The sequence below is a fragment of the Anabaena azotica SJ-1 genome (assembly GCF_047275885.1).
Taxonomy (GTDB): domain Bacteria; phylum Cyanobacteriota; class Cyanobacteriia; order Cyanobacteriales; family Nostocaceae; genus Trichormus_B; species Trichormus_B azotica_A.
Map to the genome: position 1 here is coordinate 4530111 of NZ_CP178454.1, position 17330 is coordinate 4547440.

A 17330-nucleotide genomic window follows, 5' to 3' on the forward strand; every position below is an offset into this window, starting at 1 on the left:
AAAAATATCTTCTTATTCGAGATATGGAGACATTGATGATTATTAAATAACGGATAAAAATGAATTTTATGGCAATTTTAACTAAAAATTTATTTTTTGAATATAAGAATCTAATATTTTAGACTCGTATTATATATGATATTTTTTATTTAAATTAACTTTTAACTAAATTTAACATCGTTGATAATGCGGAGAGGAGGAGAGCAGAAAATAAATAATTAAAAACTAATTACCTCCTGTCTCCTGCCTAAACTAGATCACAGCCATCTGGGTTATCTATCCACAGAACCCATAATTACGTCAATACTGCCAAGAATTACCACCACATCCGCTACCTTCATTCCTCGTAACAAATGAGGTAGAATTTGCAGGTTATTGAAATCGGCAGCGCGAATTTTCCACCGCCAGGGGAAAACATTATTATCACCAACTAGATAAATACCTAGTTCCCCTTTACCGCTTTCTACACGGGAATAGATTTCACCTGTGGGAATTTTGAAGGTGGGGGCAACTTTTTTGGCGACAAACTGGTAATCAAAACCATCCCACTCTGATTTTTTCCCAGCCATCAAACGCTTGGCTTCCAGGTTTTCGTAGGGACCACCGGGTAAACCTTTGATAGCTTGTTTGATGATTTTTACCGATTCCCGCATTTCCCGCATTCTTACCATGTAACGGGCGAGACAATCACCGGTTGTTTCCCACTGTACTTCCCAGTCGAAGTCGTCATAACATTCATAGTGGTCAACTTTTCGCAAGTCCCATTTTACGCCAGAACCACGTAGCATAGGGCCAGAAAGACCCCAGTTAATTGCTTCTTGGCGGGTAATTGTACCAATACCTTCGATCCGTCTCCGGAAAATGGGATTGTTAGTAACTAAGCGTTCGTATTCGTCTACTTTGGGGATAAAGTATTCACAAAATTCTAAGCACTTGTCTACCCAACCATAGGGTAAATCAGCAGCTACACCACCAACACGGAAGTAGTTGTTGTTTACCATCCGATAACCTGTGGCAGCTTCCCACAGATCATAAATCATTTCCCGTTCCCGGAATTGATAAAAGAAGGGGGTTTGTGCGCCCACGTCAGCGAGAAAAGGCCCAAACCATAGTAAATGGTTGGCGATACGGTTGAGTTCCAGCATAATCACGCGGATGTAGCTGGCGCGTTTGGGAACTGTAATACCTGCTAATTTTTCAGGTGCGTTAACTGTAACTGCTTCGTTAAACATTCCCGCTGCATAGTCCCAACGGCTGACGTAGGGGACATACATGACGGTAGAACGGTTTTCGGCAATTTTTTCCATTCCCCTATGCAGGTAGCCAATGACTGGTTCACAGTCAACGACATCCTCGCCATCCAGTGTCATAATTAGCCGCAGAACTCCGTGCATTGATGGGTGATGAGGTCCCATATTTAGCACCATTGGTTCAGTGCGGGTTTCTATTCTACTCATAGATTTTGGTGTTCTTCCGTTGTCAACAATTTGTATGGAACCGCTACGATGCTAACCAGACCCGATTGGTTGTTTCTGCCAAAATTTAAACTAGTAGGGATAATTTAGCTATTGCCCCTACAGGGTTATGTTGGAGAGAGGATAGCAGGGTCGGACTTTGTATTTGATGTTTTCTTAGCTTGCACTACTTCAATTATTATAGGGAGTGTGCGATTCCAGGGATTGAGAAGCAGGATTTTTTTTTCAGATGCAAGCCATCAGCGATGTTTCATATAATTAGTTCACATTTTCAGTTTTGCTAACCCTAAATAACGGATTCCTGCTGGAGAAACGTCAAAACGACAGGGTAAGACTTCTAAACCGAGTGCGATCGCTTGCCGTAACAATTTACCATACACCGGGTCGGTGCTGTCTCCAGGGGCAAACTCTGGACAGTCACCCCGATTGATAAAATAAAGCATCACAGCACGACTGTGGGGCATAACTTCCATTAGTTCTTGTAAATGCTTTTGTCCTCTTGTGGTTTCTGTGTCAGGAAATAAGGCTAAATTTCCTTGAGTCCAAGTTGTGTTTTTTACCTCTAAATAAATTGGGCGTTGTTGCTCACTTCCTGTTAGGTAAAAATCTACACGGCTTTTTTTATCTTTTCCATAAACCACCTCACCTTTAACTTGTGTATAATCACCTAATTCGGGAAAAAGAAATTTTTCTAAAGCCAGTTTTACAACTCGATTAGGTAAGGCAGTATTTACACCGACCCAAGTTGGTTCTGGCTCTTGTACTTGAATCAACTCTAATGTATAAGCTAATTTACGGTTAGGATTATCACTTTTAGAAAGCTGTACCGGACTACCAATTTTTGAAACTCCTGTCATTGGCCCGGTATTAGGACAGTGTGCTGTTACAACTTCCCCTGAAGTCATCTGTACATCAGCAAAAAAACGCTTGTAGCGTTTGAGTAAAAGACCAGGGTATAATTTTGGGTAGCTATAAAGCCAATCAGTCATTATGATAAGTTAATTATGAATTTCAATACTTACGTAAGTATACGATAAAACTAGTTATGAAGAGGATTACATTTCTAGCAAAATTTTGATATTTTTGCTTAGAACCGAGTCACTAATAAAATGCTCGTTAAAAAAATGTTATAAACATCAAAATTTTATCACCAATGGCTACTACTGAGTATTATTTACGGTCAATAGAGCGATTACTAATCATAGTTCAAGAACTTTCTTTAGCACGTACCTTAGAAGAAATTACAGCAATTACGCTACTAGCAGTGCGAGAACTGACAAGTTCTGATGGGGCTACTTTTGTGTTATTGGACAATGGTTTTTCCTATTACATTGATGAAAATGCTATTGCTCCCCTGTGGAAGGGTCAGCGATTTCCCATGAATACCTGCATTGCTAGTTGGGTAATGCAGAACCGTCAGCCGGCGATTATTGAAGATATATTTAGTGATCCAAGGATTTCCTGGGCTGTTGATAAAACCACATTTATCAACAGTATGGCGATGGTGTCCATTTCTTCCAAAGAAAGAATAGCTGTTGGTGCTATTGGTACTTATTGGGGACATCCACATCAAGCTACAACGGAAGAGGTCAAATTACTGCAATTACTAGCAGATAGTACAGCGTTAGCGATGGAGAATACACAGATATATTCTCAACTAGAGCGACAATTGCGCGATCGCACAACTGCCTTAGAAGCAGCCAAGACCCTTCTGCAAAAAGAAATACAAGAACGCAAAGCCATTGAAGCAGAAAATCGCCGTCTCTCCCTAACAGACGAACTCACTGGACTGCATAACCGACGAGGCTTTCACCTATTGGCTGAACAACAGCTAAGACTAGCCAAGCGATTGCCTATGGCAATGCACTCCGCACAATCGCAAATCTATACTAATCTCATGTTCATTGAACTCAACGAATTTGAACAAATCAATCAAACCTGGGGTCATGAACTCAGCCAAGATGCTATTGTTGCCACAGCCAGATTGCTCAAACGCTGTTTTCGCAGTTCTGATACATTAGGACGAATCGGGGACGATGAGTTTGCAGTGCTAATCCAAGGACATGATCTTAGTTGTGAAGTCATACAAAACCGACTAAAAGCCAATATCGATCAATTCAATCAAACTCAACAGTTACCAATTCCCCTATCTGTGAGTATTGGCATTCAATCCTATGATATCAATCAGACTATTTCACTAGATGACCTGATTACATTAGCTCATATTCATATCTATCAAAAAAAGGGAATAGGGAATGGGGAATAGGGAATAGGGAACAGGTAAGGAATACAGACATTCTTGTTTTCAATCAATATGTTCAATTAATTTTGCTTAGGTACTTATATGTGTAGATTGTATGTCTCGTTAAATATTCCAAATTAACAATTTGTGTAGTCAAATTTACGGCACTTATCGAAGAGTTACATATAATAGATATTACAGCCCTCCCACATCCAAAATTTGGGAGCATTTGAAAATGCAAGGAAAAATATCCTATGCAGCAAGTATCATCAGTGACAGAGTTAGAATATGCCTTTCTATTTACTCTAAGAAAAGTAAATTCGATTAATACTGAAGGTTTCCAGCCATTCTTTCAGAATTTACCCATTGATCCTTACATCAAGGGAAAATATCGTTCACGAAGACTATCAAGAGTGACGGTTGCGGAAAATAAATTGATCAAACTCCCACACGGACATCTATTCCAAAGCCAAGCCTATAATCCCTTATTGGGTGATATTAAAAGAGAGTTTGCAGAATTAGAAGATGCGCTGGTAGAACTGGATATTTTTAGAAACTTAGTTTTAGCTTTTAGTGATTCTTGCAAACTGCATCCAGAAGCAGAAATTGGTATTCATCAAATCAGAACCACCTGTTCACCTGGTCATTTAGGAAATCCTGCACCAGAAGGTATCCATCAAGATGGAACAGATTTTATTGGTATCTTCTCTGTGGGTAGGGACAATATTCAAGGTGGAGAAACACATTTATATACTGCCAAAAAAGAAAAGCCTGTTTTTAACAAAATTCTTCAACCGGGAGAACTAGTTGTAGTCAATGACCATGATTTCTTTCACTTTACAACTCCCATTAAATCTGAAAATCCAGCACCAGGAACTAGGGATGTTTTCGTGCTGACTTCTCCTAGTTTAATAACAGAATAGATGCTGGTATTAACTAATAAAAATATCCCCAATTTTATCAAAAAATCGGGGATCTGATCATTACATTAGTTTTGTATCTAGTCTTGTTCCTGTTCTAGTTTTGGGATTGATGTTGTCTTAATTTGCAGCCTTTTCCGCCCTTTCTGGATAGCGAAAACAGCACCCAATATGCCCAAACTCAAAGTTGGTGAAAACTCAAAAGGTATAGGGGTAGCAGTGACAATACCACCGAAATCAAAGACAGTCTCATTAGCGTCACCAAAACTGACTCCATCGTTACCGTTGCTAGTTAGCAAAAAGCCAGCATCACCATCACCAATGGAAAATCCATCAGAGTCACTGGGATTGCCAGTTTGCAACACTACATTATTCACAATATCGTAGTTGAAGTTGAAGGCTGGATTGAAACTTTGCAGCTGATTCAAATCATAGGTTGTCAGGGTTGCCAGAGAATTGCTCACAAGATCCCTGAAGGTAATATTAAAAACTGTGAATTCATTCAAGTTATTTGAGTTATTAGTGCGAGCAACGGTATCATTATCCGTATCATTGAAACTGAAATTACCCACGGCTGAATAACCATTATCTCCAGTCCAAGTAAACTGATAAGTGAGAGCCTGGGCTGATAATGCTGTTTGAAAACAACTTAAAAAAGCGATGCCGCCGAGCGCAAACTTTATAAATTGACGCATGATATGGATTCCTTTGGAGTAATGAAGTAATTAATCAGTAGTGATATTGAGAGTTATGCAACCTAAAGATTGACGAAATCAGAAATTTCAAGAACACTGATATTGACATTAATCAAAGTTGCTAAGAGTGAGTTATCACTTGTGAGTCGAATTTGAGCATTAGCACTACTTTGAACAAAAGACAAAGCACCAAAACTTAAACCATCTTTTAAGCCCAACTTATCCATGCCGTCTGCGTAGTCGCGGATGGTATCGGTTTGGTTACCAGGTTCAAGGACAAAGATATCAACACCAACGTTACCCCAAAAGTTATCATTGCCTAAGCCTCCATAAAAAGTGTCATTACCATTACCGCCATAGAGTAAATCATTGCCAGCACCACCATAGAGAATGTCATCATTGTCTTCTCCATAGAGTCTGTCAACGCCATTGTTGCCATAGAGTCTGTCATTGCCAGAACCACCATAGAGGAAGTCATTACCAGAACCACCAAAAATGTTGTCACTCGCGGCATTAGCGTAGGCTGTGACTAATCCTGTTCTGGCACTGGCATCAATAGTGTCGTTGCCAGAACCTGTTTTATAGGTAGCGGCTTCTGAACCTGCCGGTGCTGTAATCGTTTCATCACTAGTGCTGCTACTCAGGTCTTGGTTGACAGTTGCAGGGGCAACGTTGATTGAGAAAGTGGTAGAAACAGTTTCGACGCTATCAGATGCTTGTAGTGCGATCGCATAGCTGCCTGTACTGCTAGGAGTCCCGGTCAGGGTGCGAGTGTTGGCATTAAAGGATAACCAACCAGGAAGACCAGGTGTGCTGAAAGTGAGTGTGTCACCATCAGGGTCACTAAAGATATTGGTCGGTAAGGTGTAGCTGAAGGCTTGACCATTTTCAGTTCGTTGGGAGGGAATTAAATTGTTGACAATAGGCGCTTCATTGCCATTCCGATAAAATAGCGTGTTGCCGTCTCTATTTCCCACCAAAGCATCGAAGTCACCATCCCCATCTATATCCACAAAACTGGGGCTGCTGTAAAACCCGACATCTGTGAGTCCAAAAGGATTTATTTGGGGGATAGCAAAAATGGGATTAGTGGAACTACCGACGTTGCGGTAAAACAGCGTGTTGCCGTTGTTATTTCCCACCAAAGCATCAGTGTCACCATCCCCATCTATATCTACAAAGGTGGGACTGCTGACAGATCCGACATCCGTAAGTCCAAAAGGGTTGGTTTGGGGAGTAGCAAAAACGGGGTTAATGGCACTGCCAACATTGCGGAAAAACAGCGTGTTGCCGTCTCTATTTCCCACAAAAGCATCGAGGTCGCCGTCTCCATCTATATCCACAAATGTGGGGCTGGTGAAATACCCGACATTTGTGAGTCCAAAGGGGTTGGTTTGAGGAGTGGTAAAAACGGGGTTGGTAGCACTGCCGACGTTGCGGAAAAACAGCGTATTGCCGTAGTAATTGCCCACAAAAGCATCGAGGTCGCCGTCCCCATCTATATCCACAAACGTGGGACTGCTGACAGACCCGACATCCGTGAGTCCAAAGGGGTTGGTTTGGGGAGTAGCAAAAACGGGGTTAGTGGAACTGCCATCATTTCGGTAAAACAGTGTGTTACCGAATCCATCTCCCACCAAAGTATCAAGGTCGCCGTCTCCATCTATATCTACAAAGGTGGGGTTGCTGAATAACCCGACATCTGTAAGTCCAAAGGGGTTAGTTTGAGGGGCAACAAAAGAGGGGTTGCCTTGGGTTAAATCGTTGTCCTGAATGGCGGTGATAAAAGTATCAATGGTAATGCCGTTATATGTAGGATCATTACTTGTGACTGTGTGGGTAATGACTCCACTATGTGTGCCTTCACCCACGGTATCGTTAACAGCAGTGATAGTGATTGTTTGAGCTACATTCCAGTTAGCTGGGGTGAAGGTGAGAGTGGTGACATTGGTAATAAGCTGAGTGCCACTGTTAAGAGTAATGGTGACATCTGCGGTGGGTAGGCTATCCAGTACGACAGTATAGGTATCTGTTAATCCGCTTTCAGAGATATTGGTGCTACTACCAGACTGAGTGATGGTGACACCAGGAAGGCCGTTGAGGTAAAACAGCGCGTTGCCGTCTCTATTTCCCACAAAAGCATCGAGGTCGCCATCTCCATCTATATCCACAAAGGTGGGATTGCTGAAATTCCCAACATCCGTGAGTCCAGAGGGGTTGATTTGCGGGGCGGCAAAAAATGGGTTGGTGTCACTGCCGTTGTTGCGATAAAACAGCGTGTTGCCGATGCCATTTCCGACAAAAGCATCGAGGTCGCCGTCCCCATCTATATCCACAAAGGTGGGGGTGCTGAAATTCCCGACATCCGTGAGTCCAAAGGCGTTGATTTGGGGGGTGGCAAAGGAGGCGTTAGTGCGATTGCCGACGTTGCGGTAAAACAGCGTGTTGCCGTCAAAATTTCCGACAAAAGCATCGAGGTCGCCATCCCCATCTATATCTACAAAGGTGGGGCTTCCGAAATACCCGACATCCGTGAGTCCAAAGGCGTTGATTTGAGGTGTGGCAAAGGAGGCGTTAGTGCGATTGCCGACATTACGGTAAAAAAGTGTGTTCCCGTTGCTATTGCCTACAAAAGCATCGAGGTCACTGTCTCCATCTATGTCTATAAAGGTGGGACTGCTGTAATCTCCAACATCCGTGAGTCCAAAAGCGTTGGTTTGGGGGGTGGTAAAGGAGGGGTTGGTGGAACTGCCAACATTACGGTAAAACAGCGTGTTACCGTTGCTATTTCCCACAAAAGCATCGAGGTCGCCGTCCCCATCTATATCGACTAAGGTGGGGCTGCTATTTAGCCCAAAATTCGTGAGGTTAAAAGGGTTAGTTTGAGGCGTGGCAAAAAAGAAGGTGTTGGTAATAATACTGATGTTGCGGTAAAAATTCGTGTTGCCGTACAAATTTCCCACAAAAGCATCGAGGTCGCTGTCCCCATCTATATCGACTAAGGTGGGACTGATGTAAACCCCGACATTCGTGAGTCCAAAGGGGTTGGTTTGGGGAGTAACAAAAACGGGGTTGGTGGCACTGCCATCATTCCGGTAAAACAGTGTGTTGCCGTTGCCATTTCCGACAAAAGCATCGAGGTCGCCGTCCCCATCTATATCGACTAAGGTGGGACTGCTGTAAACCCCGACATCCGTGAGTCCAAAGGGGTTGGTTTGGGGAGTAACAAAAACGGGGTTGGTGGAACTGCCATCATTCCGGTAAAACAGTGTGTTGCCGTTGCTATTTCCGACAAAAGCATCGAGGTCGCCGTCCCCATCTATATCCACAAACGTGGGACTGCTGTAAACCCAGACAGCCGTGAGTCCAAAGGGGTTGGTTTGGGGAGTAACAAAAACGGGGTTGGTGGAACTGCCATCATTCCGGTAAAACAGTGTGTTGCCGTCAAAATTTCCGACAAAAGCATCGAAGTCGCCGTCCCCATCTATATCCACAAAGGTGGGGCTTCCGAAATATCCGACATCCGTGAGTCCAAAGGGGTTGGTTTGGGGAGTAACAAAAACGGGGTTGGTGGAACTGCCAACATTACGGTAAAACAGTGTGTTGCCGTCTCTATTTCCCACAAAAGCATCGAGGTCGCCGTCCCCATCTATATCGACTAAGGTGGGGCTGCTGAAATTCCCGACAGCCGTGAGTCCAAAGGGGTTGGTTTGGGGGGTGGTAAAAAGGGGTGTGTTCATTGGTAGTTTTCCTTAAAAAACAGAAAAGATGACTTATACGGTTTCACTTTAAAGTTGATAAAAATATGCAAGCAGAGGGTCAAAGGGGAAATTATTTACACAGCAGGTGCGGAAACTACACCTTTACACATCTGGTTCAGCTAAAGCCTGATGGATGAGTTTAACTAACCGAGTACCAATTCCCTGATGACGATAGGCTGGTAAGACAAACAGGGAGAGGATTTCTGCTTTTTGGTCTGGTGGTAGTTCGCCAACAACAAAACCCACCATCTCGCCCTCTATGGAGGCTGAAATTCCCACTAATTCGCCTCTTTGGGGTTGGGTTTGCCAACGCTGCTGGAGACTGGGAAAGGTCATGGCATCGTAGGGAGCAAGGTTTTCGGGGTTGAGGTGATAAACCCGTTGGTATTTCAATGGTTGAGAGTCTGAATTTTGATCTTGAATTTGGGGTCTGGGCAGTCCAACTATGGGTGCAGCTTGACCTTGACTGGGACGTTTGACAGTGGGCTTGGTGGTGATTATTTTTCCTGAATCGGGGAAGTTGATTAGACGTTCTATGTCTTCGTTTTGGAAGCCCAAGGCTTTAGGACGGGATACACCAGGAAGGATGACGATATCGTAGAGTTCTTCAACTACTCCATCTAGATGTAGCCAATGGACGATTTGACCTGTGGTGATATCAATAGCCATTAGCCCGCATTGGGGTACTTTCCCTTCGGCTGTGAGGCGGTTTTCTAGGGCTAATCCGGTGAAGTTGCGGGATCTGAGTTTGGATAGTCCCACCAGGGCTAAGTTGCCCCAAAAGGCTAAACCTCTAACAAAACCAGGACAGAAGGTGATGGGTACAAATTGGTTGTCGTTGAGGTAGCCTAGTTCTCCTGTGCCTGAATTGAGTAGCCACAGTTTACCTTGATACCACCGTGGGGAGTGGGGCATTGACAAGTTGGTGGCAATGATTTCGTTGCTGGGTATGTGTAGGATAATACCACCGTTCATGCGATGGTCGCGCCAACCTGCCGGGGTGTCGGTGGCGCTGCAAGCTGTGACATAAGTGGGTTTGCCTTCTACCATTGCCAAGCCGTTGAGATGACATCGGTCTTCTGCTGCTAGTTTGGTGATGAAGGGTGGTTGCCAAACTGGGGCAAAGCTATAACCTGTTTGGATGGTGGCTAGGCAACTAAAGTCAGTATTGATGAAAAAGGGGGTGTTGGTGTGATCTAAAACTAAGTCGTGGACGTTGAGGTTGCCAGTGGTGTAACTATAACTAGGTATGTAAAGGCGATCTGCTTCTTGGTGTATTTCCCCTGGTGCTAGGCGGTTATCTAAACGCCAAATTTGATAGCGGGTACTCATGTAAAGGCTGTCACCATGGGCATAGAGTCCCATTGGTTTATCGAATAGCCTTTCGTTTATGGCTAAACTTCCTTGGGGTTTACTACCCAGGAGTAGTAGGCGATTGGTTTGATAGGTGGTGAAGGCGATGCTGATTTTTTCTTGTTGCAGCCATGTCCACAGTCCCTCGGAAGCACTGAGTTGGAGTGATGGGGTAGTATCTTTACGGTTAGTCATTATAAAAATATAAACTAGTATATTTGCTTAAGTAAAAGTCTAGCTTCTTAAGTGTTAAAACGCTATCTTCCTCATGGTAGAGAAGAGGGAACTTGTAATAGGGAAAATGGTTGAAAGTCTGTTTGTATCTGAGTTGTATGATGAATGTTTGTTATCATACAACTGAATAAATGCTATCACGCGTATTTTTTTTACCATGAGTTTTCTAGCTGGCAACTTGTTAATATTTTGGGTTTGCCAGGATCACCACAGTCATAAAGTTGTATAATTAGTGTTTTGGCTGTCTCTATGACTTCAGACTTCTACAATCGCGGCTTAGAAAAAGCTAAACAAAAAGACTATGCTGGTGCTATTGAGGAATTTAATCAGGCTATACAGCTAGATCCTTACTTTAGTTCAGCTTATATGGAACGGGGTTTGGCTTATTACAATTCAGGTGCAACTCTGCCAGCGGTTTTTGATTATACTGAAGCTATTAAGCTGGATAAAGAAAATGCCAAAGCTTATTATTGTCGGGCTTTAGCAAAGGTAACTTTAAAAAATCTGGCTGGTGCTTTGGAAGATGTAGAAAAAGCGATTCAGCTTAAATTGAATGATGCTGCTGTTTATGATTTACGGGGAATAGTGCAGCGCAAACAAGGAAATATTCAGGATGCGATCGCTAATTTTAAAAAAGCTGCTGAGTTATATATAATACAAAAAGATAAAGAAAATGCTCGTCTTTGTTTGGACAAGATTCAACAACTACAACCCAAATCACAACCTACACCAAATATAGTTAGTTCCAAACCTGCACCAATTATATCTACACAAGATTATTTCACGCAATTATTAGCTAAGGCAGAACAAGGAGATACAAAAGCGGCACTTGCTGATTTAAACTGGATATTAAAAGCTGATGCTCAAGATGCTCATGCTTATTGCTGTCGGGGAGTAGTATATTACAAAATGGGTAATTATCGAGATGCGATCACAGATTTTAATCGAGCGATAGAATTAAATTTTCAAGATGCGATAGTTTATCGTAATCGCGGAAAAGCTCGTTCTCAAATAGGAGACCATCAAGGGGCTTTAGCTGATATTAATCAAGCCATAAAAATGCAGCCTCAAGATAATTTAGGTTATATCGCTAGAGGTAATATTTATCATACAATGGGCAATTATTTAGCAGCAATTCAAGATTATTCCCAAGCTATCAAAATTAATCCTGAATATCCACTAGCTTACTATAATCGTGGCTTGTCTTATACTTGTTTAGAAGAAATGACAAATGCAGTAACCGATTATCAAAAAGCAGCTAGTATCTATTGTGAAGAAGAAGATTGGGAAAATTATCAACAGGTATTAAATAGCTTACAAAAAATTCAGTCATCTATACCAGCAACAAACAAAGCTACCTATAACCTATTACGTCAAAGACTGTTACGCATGGTGGGTGGACATTGGGAAATAGCCCAAAGATTAATTCAACAAAAGAAAGATGTTTATCCGGGAATGTTGGAAGAATGGTATTTACAAAAAGTGATTGATGATTTGGAAAGAGATCGTCGGTAATAGGTAAGAATTCAGGAGTCAGGAGTCAATTACCGTGAAAATCGCCAAATTTTAATCTTATTATTCTCTTCACTACTCACTAAGGTTTGTCCATCTGCACTAAAAGCCACAGATGTGACTGTATTAGTGTTTCTGGTAAAAGGTGCAAGTTCCTTACCTGTAGCCACATCCCATAATTTAATATTAGTATTAATGGTGTAATCACATTCTGTACAATTGCGATTACCACTCACCAGAGTTTTACCATCGGGGCTAAAAGCTAAAGATGTGACATTATTATTTTGTCCTGGTAAAGTGCGAATTTCCTTACCTGTACCAATATTCCATAACTTAATCTTGCGATCGCGACTAGCACTAGCTAAAATTTTACCATCGGGGCTAAAAGCTAAAGATGTGACAGTTTGCGAATTTGGAGTTAATGTATGAATTGGTTTTTCTTGAGTAAGATTCCATAGTTTAATAGTTTTATCAAAACTACCACTTGCTAAAGTCAAATTATTTGGACTAATAGCCAGAGAACGAACCCAGTAAGAATGACCTTTTAAGGTACGAATTAGTTTTCCAGTTCCTAAATTCCACACTTTAATTGTTTTGTCATCACTAGCACTCACCAGAGTTTTTCCATCTTTACTAATAGCCACAGCATGAACTACATCTGTATGACTGCTTAGGGTATGAATTAATTTTTTTGTGCTTAAATTCCAAACTTTAATTGTATAATCATCACTACCACTTACCAGAGTTTTTCCATTTGGACTAATAGCCACTACATTTACTTTTTTTGTATGTCCATTCAGGGCTGAAATTTGTTGACCTGTATTCATATTCCATAATTTAATCAAATTTTTACCACTACTAGCAATAGTTTGATTATCTGAACTAATAGCAATAGATGAAACTACGTCATTTTTTATCTCAATAGTTTTCAGCAAAGCAATTTTTTCTAAATCTTCTTGTGGTGGCTGATAGAGAACTGCTTCACTATTAGGTTTACTACGTTGCAGTGGATGTAAACTGGAAAAAATCACCGTTTGTAGTTGATCAAAGTTTCTATAACCGAATTCTCCCAAACCTAAAAATACAATTGTCCCTACTATTAAAAGTAAATTTCTGATCAGCAAATATTTTTGAGGATAAAAATCTGTTTTCTTGGCTGATGTCGTTAAAAATGAATTACTAGCTGGTGCAAGTAGATGTGTGTAATGTTTACTTAAATCTCGGATTACTTCATCAGCAGATTGGTAGCGATGCTGAATATCTATTTGTAGAAGTTTATTAATGATTTGTGCTAATTCATTACTCAGAGGACAGCGCAAATAATCTTGCCAATTTTTGACCCAACTATACCCATGTTCCATCCACAATTGAAAAGGAGAAATTCCTGTTAACAAATGAAAACAAGTAGCACCTAAACCAAATAAATCACTAGCAGGATAGGCTTTACCATCTCTGATTTGTTCAATTGCAGAATAACCATGAGAACCGATAGAAGTACCGTTTTTTTTCTGGACTTTGGCTGTTAATTGTTTGGATGATCCAAAATCTATTAAAGTTAATCTACCATCAGTTTTTCTGCGGATGATATTTTCTGGCTTGATATCTCTATGAATTACTCCTCGACTATGAATAAATTTGAGAATAGGTAATAAATCCAGCAAAATAGATTGAAGATCCCAATCTCGATAGGTCTTCCGTAACTGCAATTCTTTTAATAAATTATTTCCATCAATAAATTGTTGTACCAAATACAAGCAGTTATCTTGCTCAAAGTAAGCTAATAGAGTGGGAATTTGTGGATGTTCCCCTAGTTCTTGAAGCAGCTTTGCTTCTTCACTAAATAACTCCATTGCTTTTTTTTGTGACCAAGTTCCTTGAAATTTTGGTGCTAACTGTTTAATGACACAACTTTCATTTAATTTATCTGTATCTTCCGATAAATAGGTTCTGCCAAATCCTCCTTCATCTGAAAGTACCCGGATCACACGGAAACGATTTCTTAAACGTGGTATGAGGGGAGTATTACAACTTTGACAGAACTCTTTTCCGTCTGGATTTTGAGGATTTTGGCAATCGGGATTTAAGCAACATATCATGATCTGAGAGTAGTGACTGCATGATAAATAATGCTAAGTTTGTTCCACATTTTCCCTTATTTTTATAGACTCTTGTATACTTAGACGGTAGTAAATCAACCTGGTGGGGATTGGGGAATTACTTATTATATTCAATCTTGAAAAATCGCACTTTTTTGTCCTAAATATAGGAACATGACAAGAGTCTGATGATTAATCTTTTTCTGATTATATAACAACCAAAATTAAAAAACTGGTCAAATTGCCACGACAAAATGATAAATATGTGTTAGCGATTTATCAGTAAACAATATTCATCAATATATTAATTTTTAAAGAAAATATAAACTTGGTTTTGTGATCAAAGCTACTGAAATTATGTAATCAATCCTCTCTCTACTGGCAACTGACAACTATTAATATGGTAAGAATTCAGGAGTCAGGAGTCAGGAGTCAGAATGTTTGAGAAATTGGTTAATGATCAAATAGGCATTTTTGGCGTTAGCCTGAAAAAGCTGACTACTGATGGCTGAATGCTTACTTAATATGTTTGAAAAGCTTTAAACCATTTATTCAAAACTGTGTTAATAGTTTGTTTAATTTGATGCTTACGGTTCCATTTTTGGAATGCATTTTCATATTCTTCACCTTTGCTTTGAAAGGTATTCCAAATATCAAGTACAATTGCTAATCCACAGAACAGTAAAATGTATAGTGACCAAGTAAGACCAGTTCCACCAAGTAAGTTGATAAGTATCAAAAAACCATTGGTAATTGCATAATTACCCAGGCGTTTTTTAAATTTTCCTTGGCGGTAAAGGTCAAAAGCTTTCCGTTGCTGAACGTCACTTTTTTGTAATATCCAGTCACACTCGGCTTGTTTGACAGCTTCTGGTGATATTTGCAACTCAGCAGCAATTTCGATGATTTGCTGATATGAAAATTCTTGATCACCATCATCAGTTTGACGTGCGATCGCAAGTTGCAGTATTTGCTGCACCTCTTCTTGGCTGTAAGAACGCAAGCTGTTAGATTCAAAAGCCGTCATAATCCTTTCTCTGATAAAAATTTTAATAGATAGCTATGCCACAGGAAGTTCTGCACTGCTTCTACACTAGCAAATCTATATGGGGGTTGCGATAGGTGATTGGTAATGGTAATGGGTAATAATAGGCAATGGTTGATTCTCTCACCTATTCCCCATTTCTAATTCCCTGTATTTACCGAAAAGCTGAAGACTCTCAAAAAATCTGCCAATGACTGGAATACACCAGCGCATAATAGCCAAAGAACTAGCAGCAAATGGGAGAAACTCCAATGACGGAAGATAACGGTTCAGTACGTACTTTATCTGTGGATATCGGTGGTAGTGGTGTGAAAGCGATGGTTTTGGATATCACCGGAAAACCGTTAACAGAGAGAGGAAGGTTAGAAACACCCCATCCAGCGACACCTGAAGTAGTCATTGGTGCCATTGCTGTGTTAGCTGCGTCTCAAGGCGAATATCATCGTGTTTCTGTAGGTTTTCCTGGTGTGGTGCGGTGTGGAGTTACAGAAACAGCAGTGAATCTAGATGCTAGTTGGCGAAATTTTGATTTAGCAACAGCGTTATCTGAACAGTTAAATAAACCTGTAAAAGTAATTAATGATGCAGATATGCAAGGATTAGGGGCAATAACAGGTAAAGGCGTAGAATTGGTAATTACTCTGGGTACTGGCTTTGGTTCGGCTTTGTTTGTAGATGGAAAGTTGGTTCCCAATATGGAAATGGGACATCATCCTTTCCGTAAAGGGAAAACCTATGAAGAACAGCTAGGACGTGCTGCGTTAGAGAAAATTGGGGATAAAAAATGGAATAAGCGGTTACAAAAAGCGATCGCATCTTTGCAACGTCTATTTAACTATGATTGTCTTTACATCGGTGGTGGTGAAGCCGTGCGCGTCAACATGAATTTACCCTTAAATGTCAAGCTGATTCCTAACATCACCGGATTATTAGGTGGTATTGCTTTGTGGAGAGAATGAGGGTGTAGAGGAGCAGAGGAGCAGGGGAGCAGGGGAGCAGGGGAGCAGAGGAGCAGAGGAGCAGGGGAGCAGGGGAGCAGAGGAGCAGAGGAGCAGAGGAGCAGAGGAGCAGGGGAGAATAATGTATTGATCATCTATTCCCTCTTAACTGTCACCTGTCACCTGTCACCTGTCACCTGTCACCTGTCACCTGAAACTATTCCAAAAACTTAGGACGATTTTGTTGATTTAACTTCAGCTTGTCCTCTAAAATTTGCCACTTTTCTTGTTCAATTAAGTAAATAAATTCATCTAGATTTTGACGATATTGGTGTAGTGAATGTAGCAACGCTTGACGATTGTATTGCGCCATCATCACTCCTAATTCTGGATTCCCCGCTCCAACACGGCTGGTATCTCGAAATCCTGAACTCGCAAGGTTTTGGGCTAATTGAAAAATTTCTGGATCAGTTTCACTCAAGCAGGTTGCTGTTAATGAGGCGCTAATCATCACAGGTAGATGGGAAATCCAACTCACAGCGCGGTCATGCTTTTCTGGTTGACAATGATAGATAATAGAACCAAGCGATCGCACAATTTCTTCCAAAACAGTAACGGCTCTATTTGGTGTTGTCTCCATTGGTGTAAGTACATAAGGCCGATTTACAAACAAATTACGCTGTGCGGCTTCTATGCCCACATCCGTATTTCCCGCCATGGGATGACCACCAATAAAATTCTGCCAAAGGGGAGAAATCGCCTCTACTATAGGTGCTTTGACTGAGCCTACATCAGTGATAATAGTAGTCGTTGGTAAATAAACCATTAACTGCTCAACTTGAGGCACAATAAGTCCTATGGGGGTACAAATAAAAATGACATCGGCGGATGCTAACAATTTCAAGTCAACAGAGGCTTGATCGACACTGCCGATGTCAATCGCTTTTTGACAGGTTGATTCACGGCGGCTAACTCCCAACAGATGATGTCCTTGGGAGCGTAAATCCAAACCTAACGAACCGCCTATCAGTCCTAGTCCTAAAATACCGATTTTCATTT

At 41.1% G+C, this 17330-nt stretch carries 12 protein-coding genes; 4 read left to right on the top strand and 8 right to left on the bottom strand.

All coding sequences use genetic code 11. The annotated features are described in order from the left end of the window. Nucleotides 1–272 precede the first annotated feature (272 nt). Both ACLLO5_RS19795 and sfsA read right to left on the bottom strand, forming a co-directional pair. A complete protein-coding gene (locus ACLLO5_RS19795; protein ID WP_413172199.1) occupies nt 273–1457 on the bottom strand; it encodes an NAD(P)H-quinone oxidoreductase subunit H in 1185 nt (394 codons plus the stop codon). Nucleotides 1458–1738: 281 nt separating this feature from the next. Further along, nucleotides 1739–2464: a DNA/RNA nuclease SfsA gene (gene sfsA, locus ACLLO5_RS19800; RefSeq protein ID WP_413172200.1), complete on the bottom strand. Its 726-nt coding sequence runs from the start codon at nt 2462–2464 to the stop codon at nt 1739–1741. A gap of 164 nt (nt 2465–2628) precedes the next feature. Between sfsA and ACLLO5_RS19805 the strand changes: the two genes are divergently transcribed. Together ACLLO5_RS19805 and ACLLO5_RS19810 are read left to right on the top strand one after the other, a co-directional pair. Further along, on the top strand, nt 2629–3741 hold the full coding sequence (locus ACLLO5_RS19805; RefSeq protein ID WP_413172201.1) for a diguanylate cyclase domain-containing protein: 1113 nt from the start codon (nt 2629–2631) through the stop codon (nt 3739–3741). Nucleotides 3742–3971: 230 nt separating this feature from the next. Beyond that, nucleotides 3972–4640 carry a 2OG-Fe dioxygenase family protein gene (locus tag ACLLO5_RS19810; RefSeq protein ID WP_413172202.1) on the top strand — a complete coding sequence of 223 codons (669 nt, stop codon included), beginning with the start codon at nt 3972–3974 and terminating at the stop codon, nt 4638–4640. Between the two features lie 77 nt (nt 4641–4717). On the opposite strand, the gene ACLLO5_RS19815 is transcribed toward ACLLO5_RS19810, so the two are convergent. The 3 genes from ACLLO5_RS19815 to ACLLO5_RS19825 form a co-directional block, all read right to left on the bottom strand. Next, nucleotides 4718–5332 (bottom strand): hypothetical protein, encoded by a 615-nt coding sequence (locus ACLLO5_RS19815; protein WP_413172203.1) that lies wholly within the window; start codon nt 5330–5332, stop codon nt 4718–4720. A gap of 62 nt (nt 5333–5394) precedes the next feature. After that, nucleotides 5395–9072 carry an FG-GAP-like repeat-containing protein gene (locus ACLLO5_RS19820; protein ID WP_413172204.1) on the bottom strand — a complete coding sequence of 1226 codons (3678 nt, stop codon included), beginning with the start codon at nt 9070–9072 and terminating at the stop codon, nt 5395–5397. 123 nt (nt 9073–9195) lie between these two features. Beyond that, a complete protein-coding gene (locus tag ACLLO5_RS19825; RefSeq protein WP_413172206.1) occupies nt 9196–10641 on the bottom strand; it encodes a TIGR03032 family protein in 1446 nt (481 codons plus the stop codon). Between the two features lie 288 nt (nt 10642–10929). Here ACLLO5_RS19825 and ACLLO5_RS19830 point away from each other — a divergent pair, with 288 nt between their 5' ends. Beyond that, complete coding sequence (locus ACLLO5_RS19830) at nt 10930–12195, top strand: tetratricopeptide repeat protein (RefSeq protein ID WP_413172207.1); 1266 nt, start codon at nt 10930–10932, stop codon at nt 12193–12195. Nucleotides 12196–12224: 29 nt separating this feature from the next. On the opposite strand, the gene ACLLO5_RS19835 is transcribed toward ACLLO5_RS19830, so the two are convergent. Beyond that, on the bottom strand, nt 12225–14288 hold the full coding sequence (locus ACLLO5_RS19835; RefSeq protein WP_413172209.1) for a protein kinase domain-containing protein: 2064 nt from the start codon (nt 14286–14288) through the stop codon (nt 12225–12227). Between the two features lie 520 nt (nt 14289–14808). Further along, nucleotides 14809–15315: a 2TM domain-containing protein gene (locus tag ACLLO5_RS19840; RefSeq protein WP_413172211.1), complete on the bottom strand. Its 507-nt coding sequence runs from the start codon at nt 15313–15315 to the stop codon at nt 14809–14811. A gap of 269 nt (nt 15316–15584) precedes the next feature. On the opposite strand from ACLLO5_RS19840, the gene ACLLO5_RS19845 reads away from it, so the two are divergent. After that, entirely contained in the window at nt 15585–16292 is a 708-nt protein-coding gene (locus ACLLO5_RS19845; RefSeq protein WP_413172212.1) for an ROK family protein, read from the top strand. A 196-nt stretch (nt 16293–16488) separates the two neighbouring features. Here ACLLO5_RS19845 and ACLLO5_RS19850 read toward each other — a convergent pair whose 3' ends face one another. Continuing rightward, on the bottom strand, nt 16489–17328 hold the full coding sequence (locus ACLLO5_RS19850) for a prephenate/arogenate dehydrogenase (protein WP_413172213.1): 840 nt from the start codon (nt 17326–17328) through the stop codon (nt 16489–16491). Between the last annotated feature and the right edge of the window lie 2 nt (nt 17329–17330).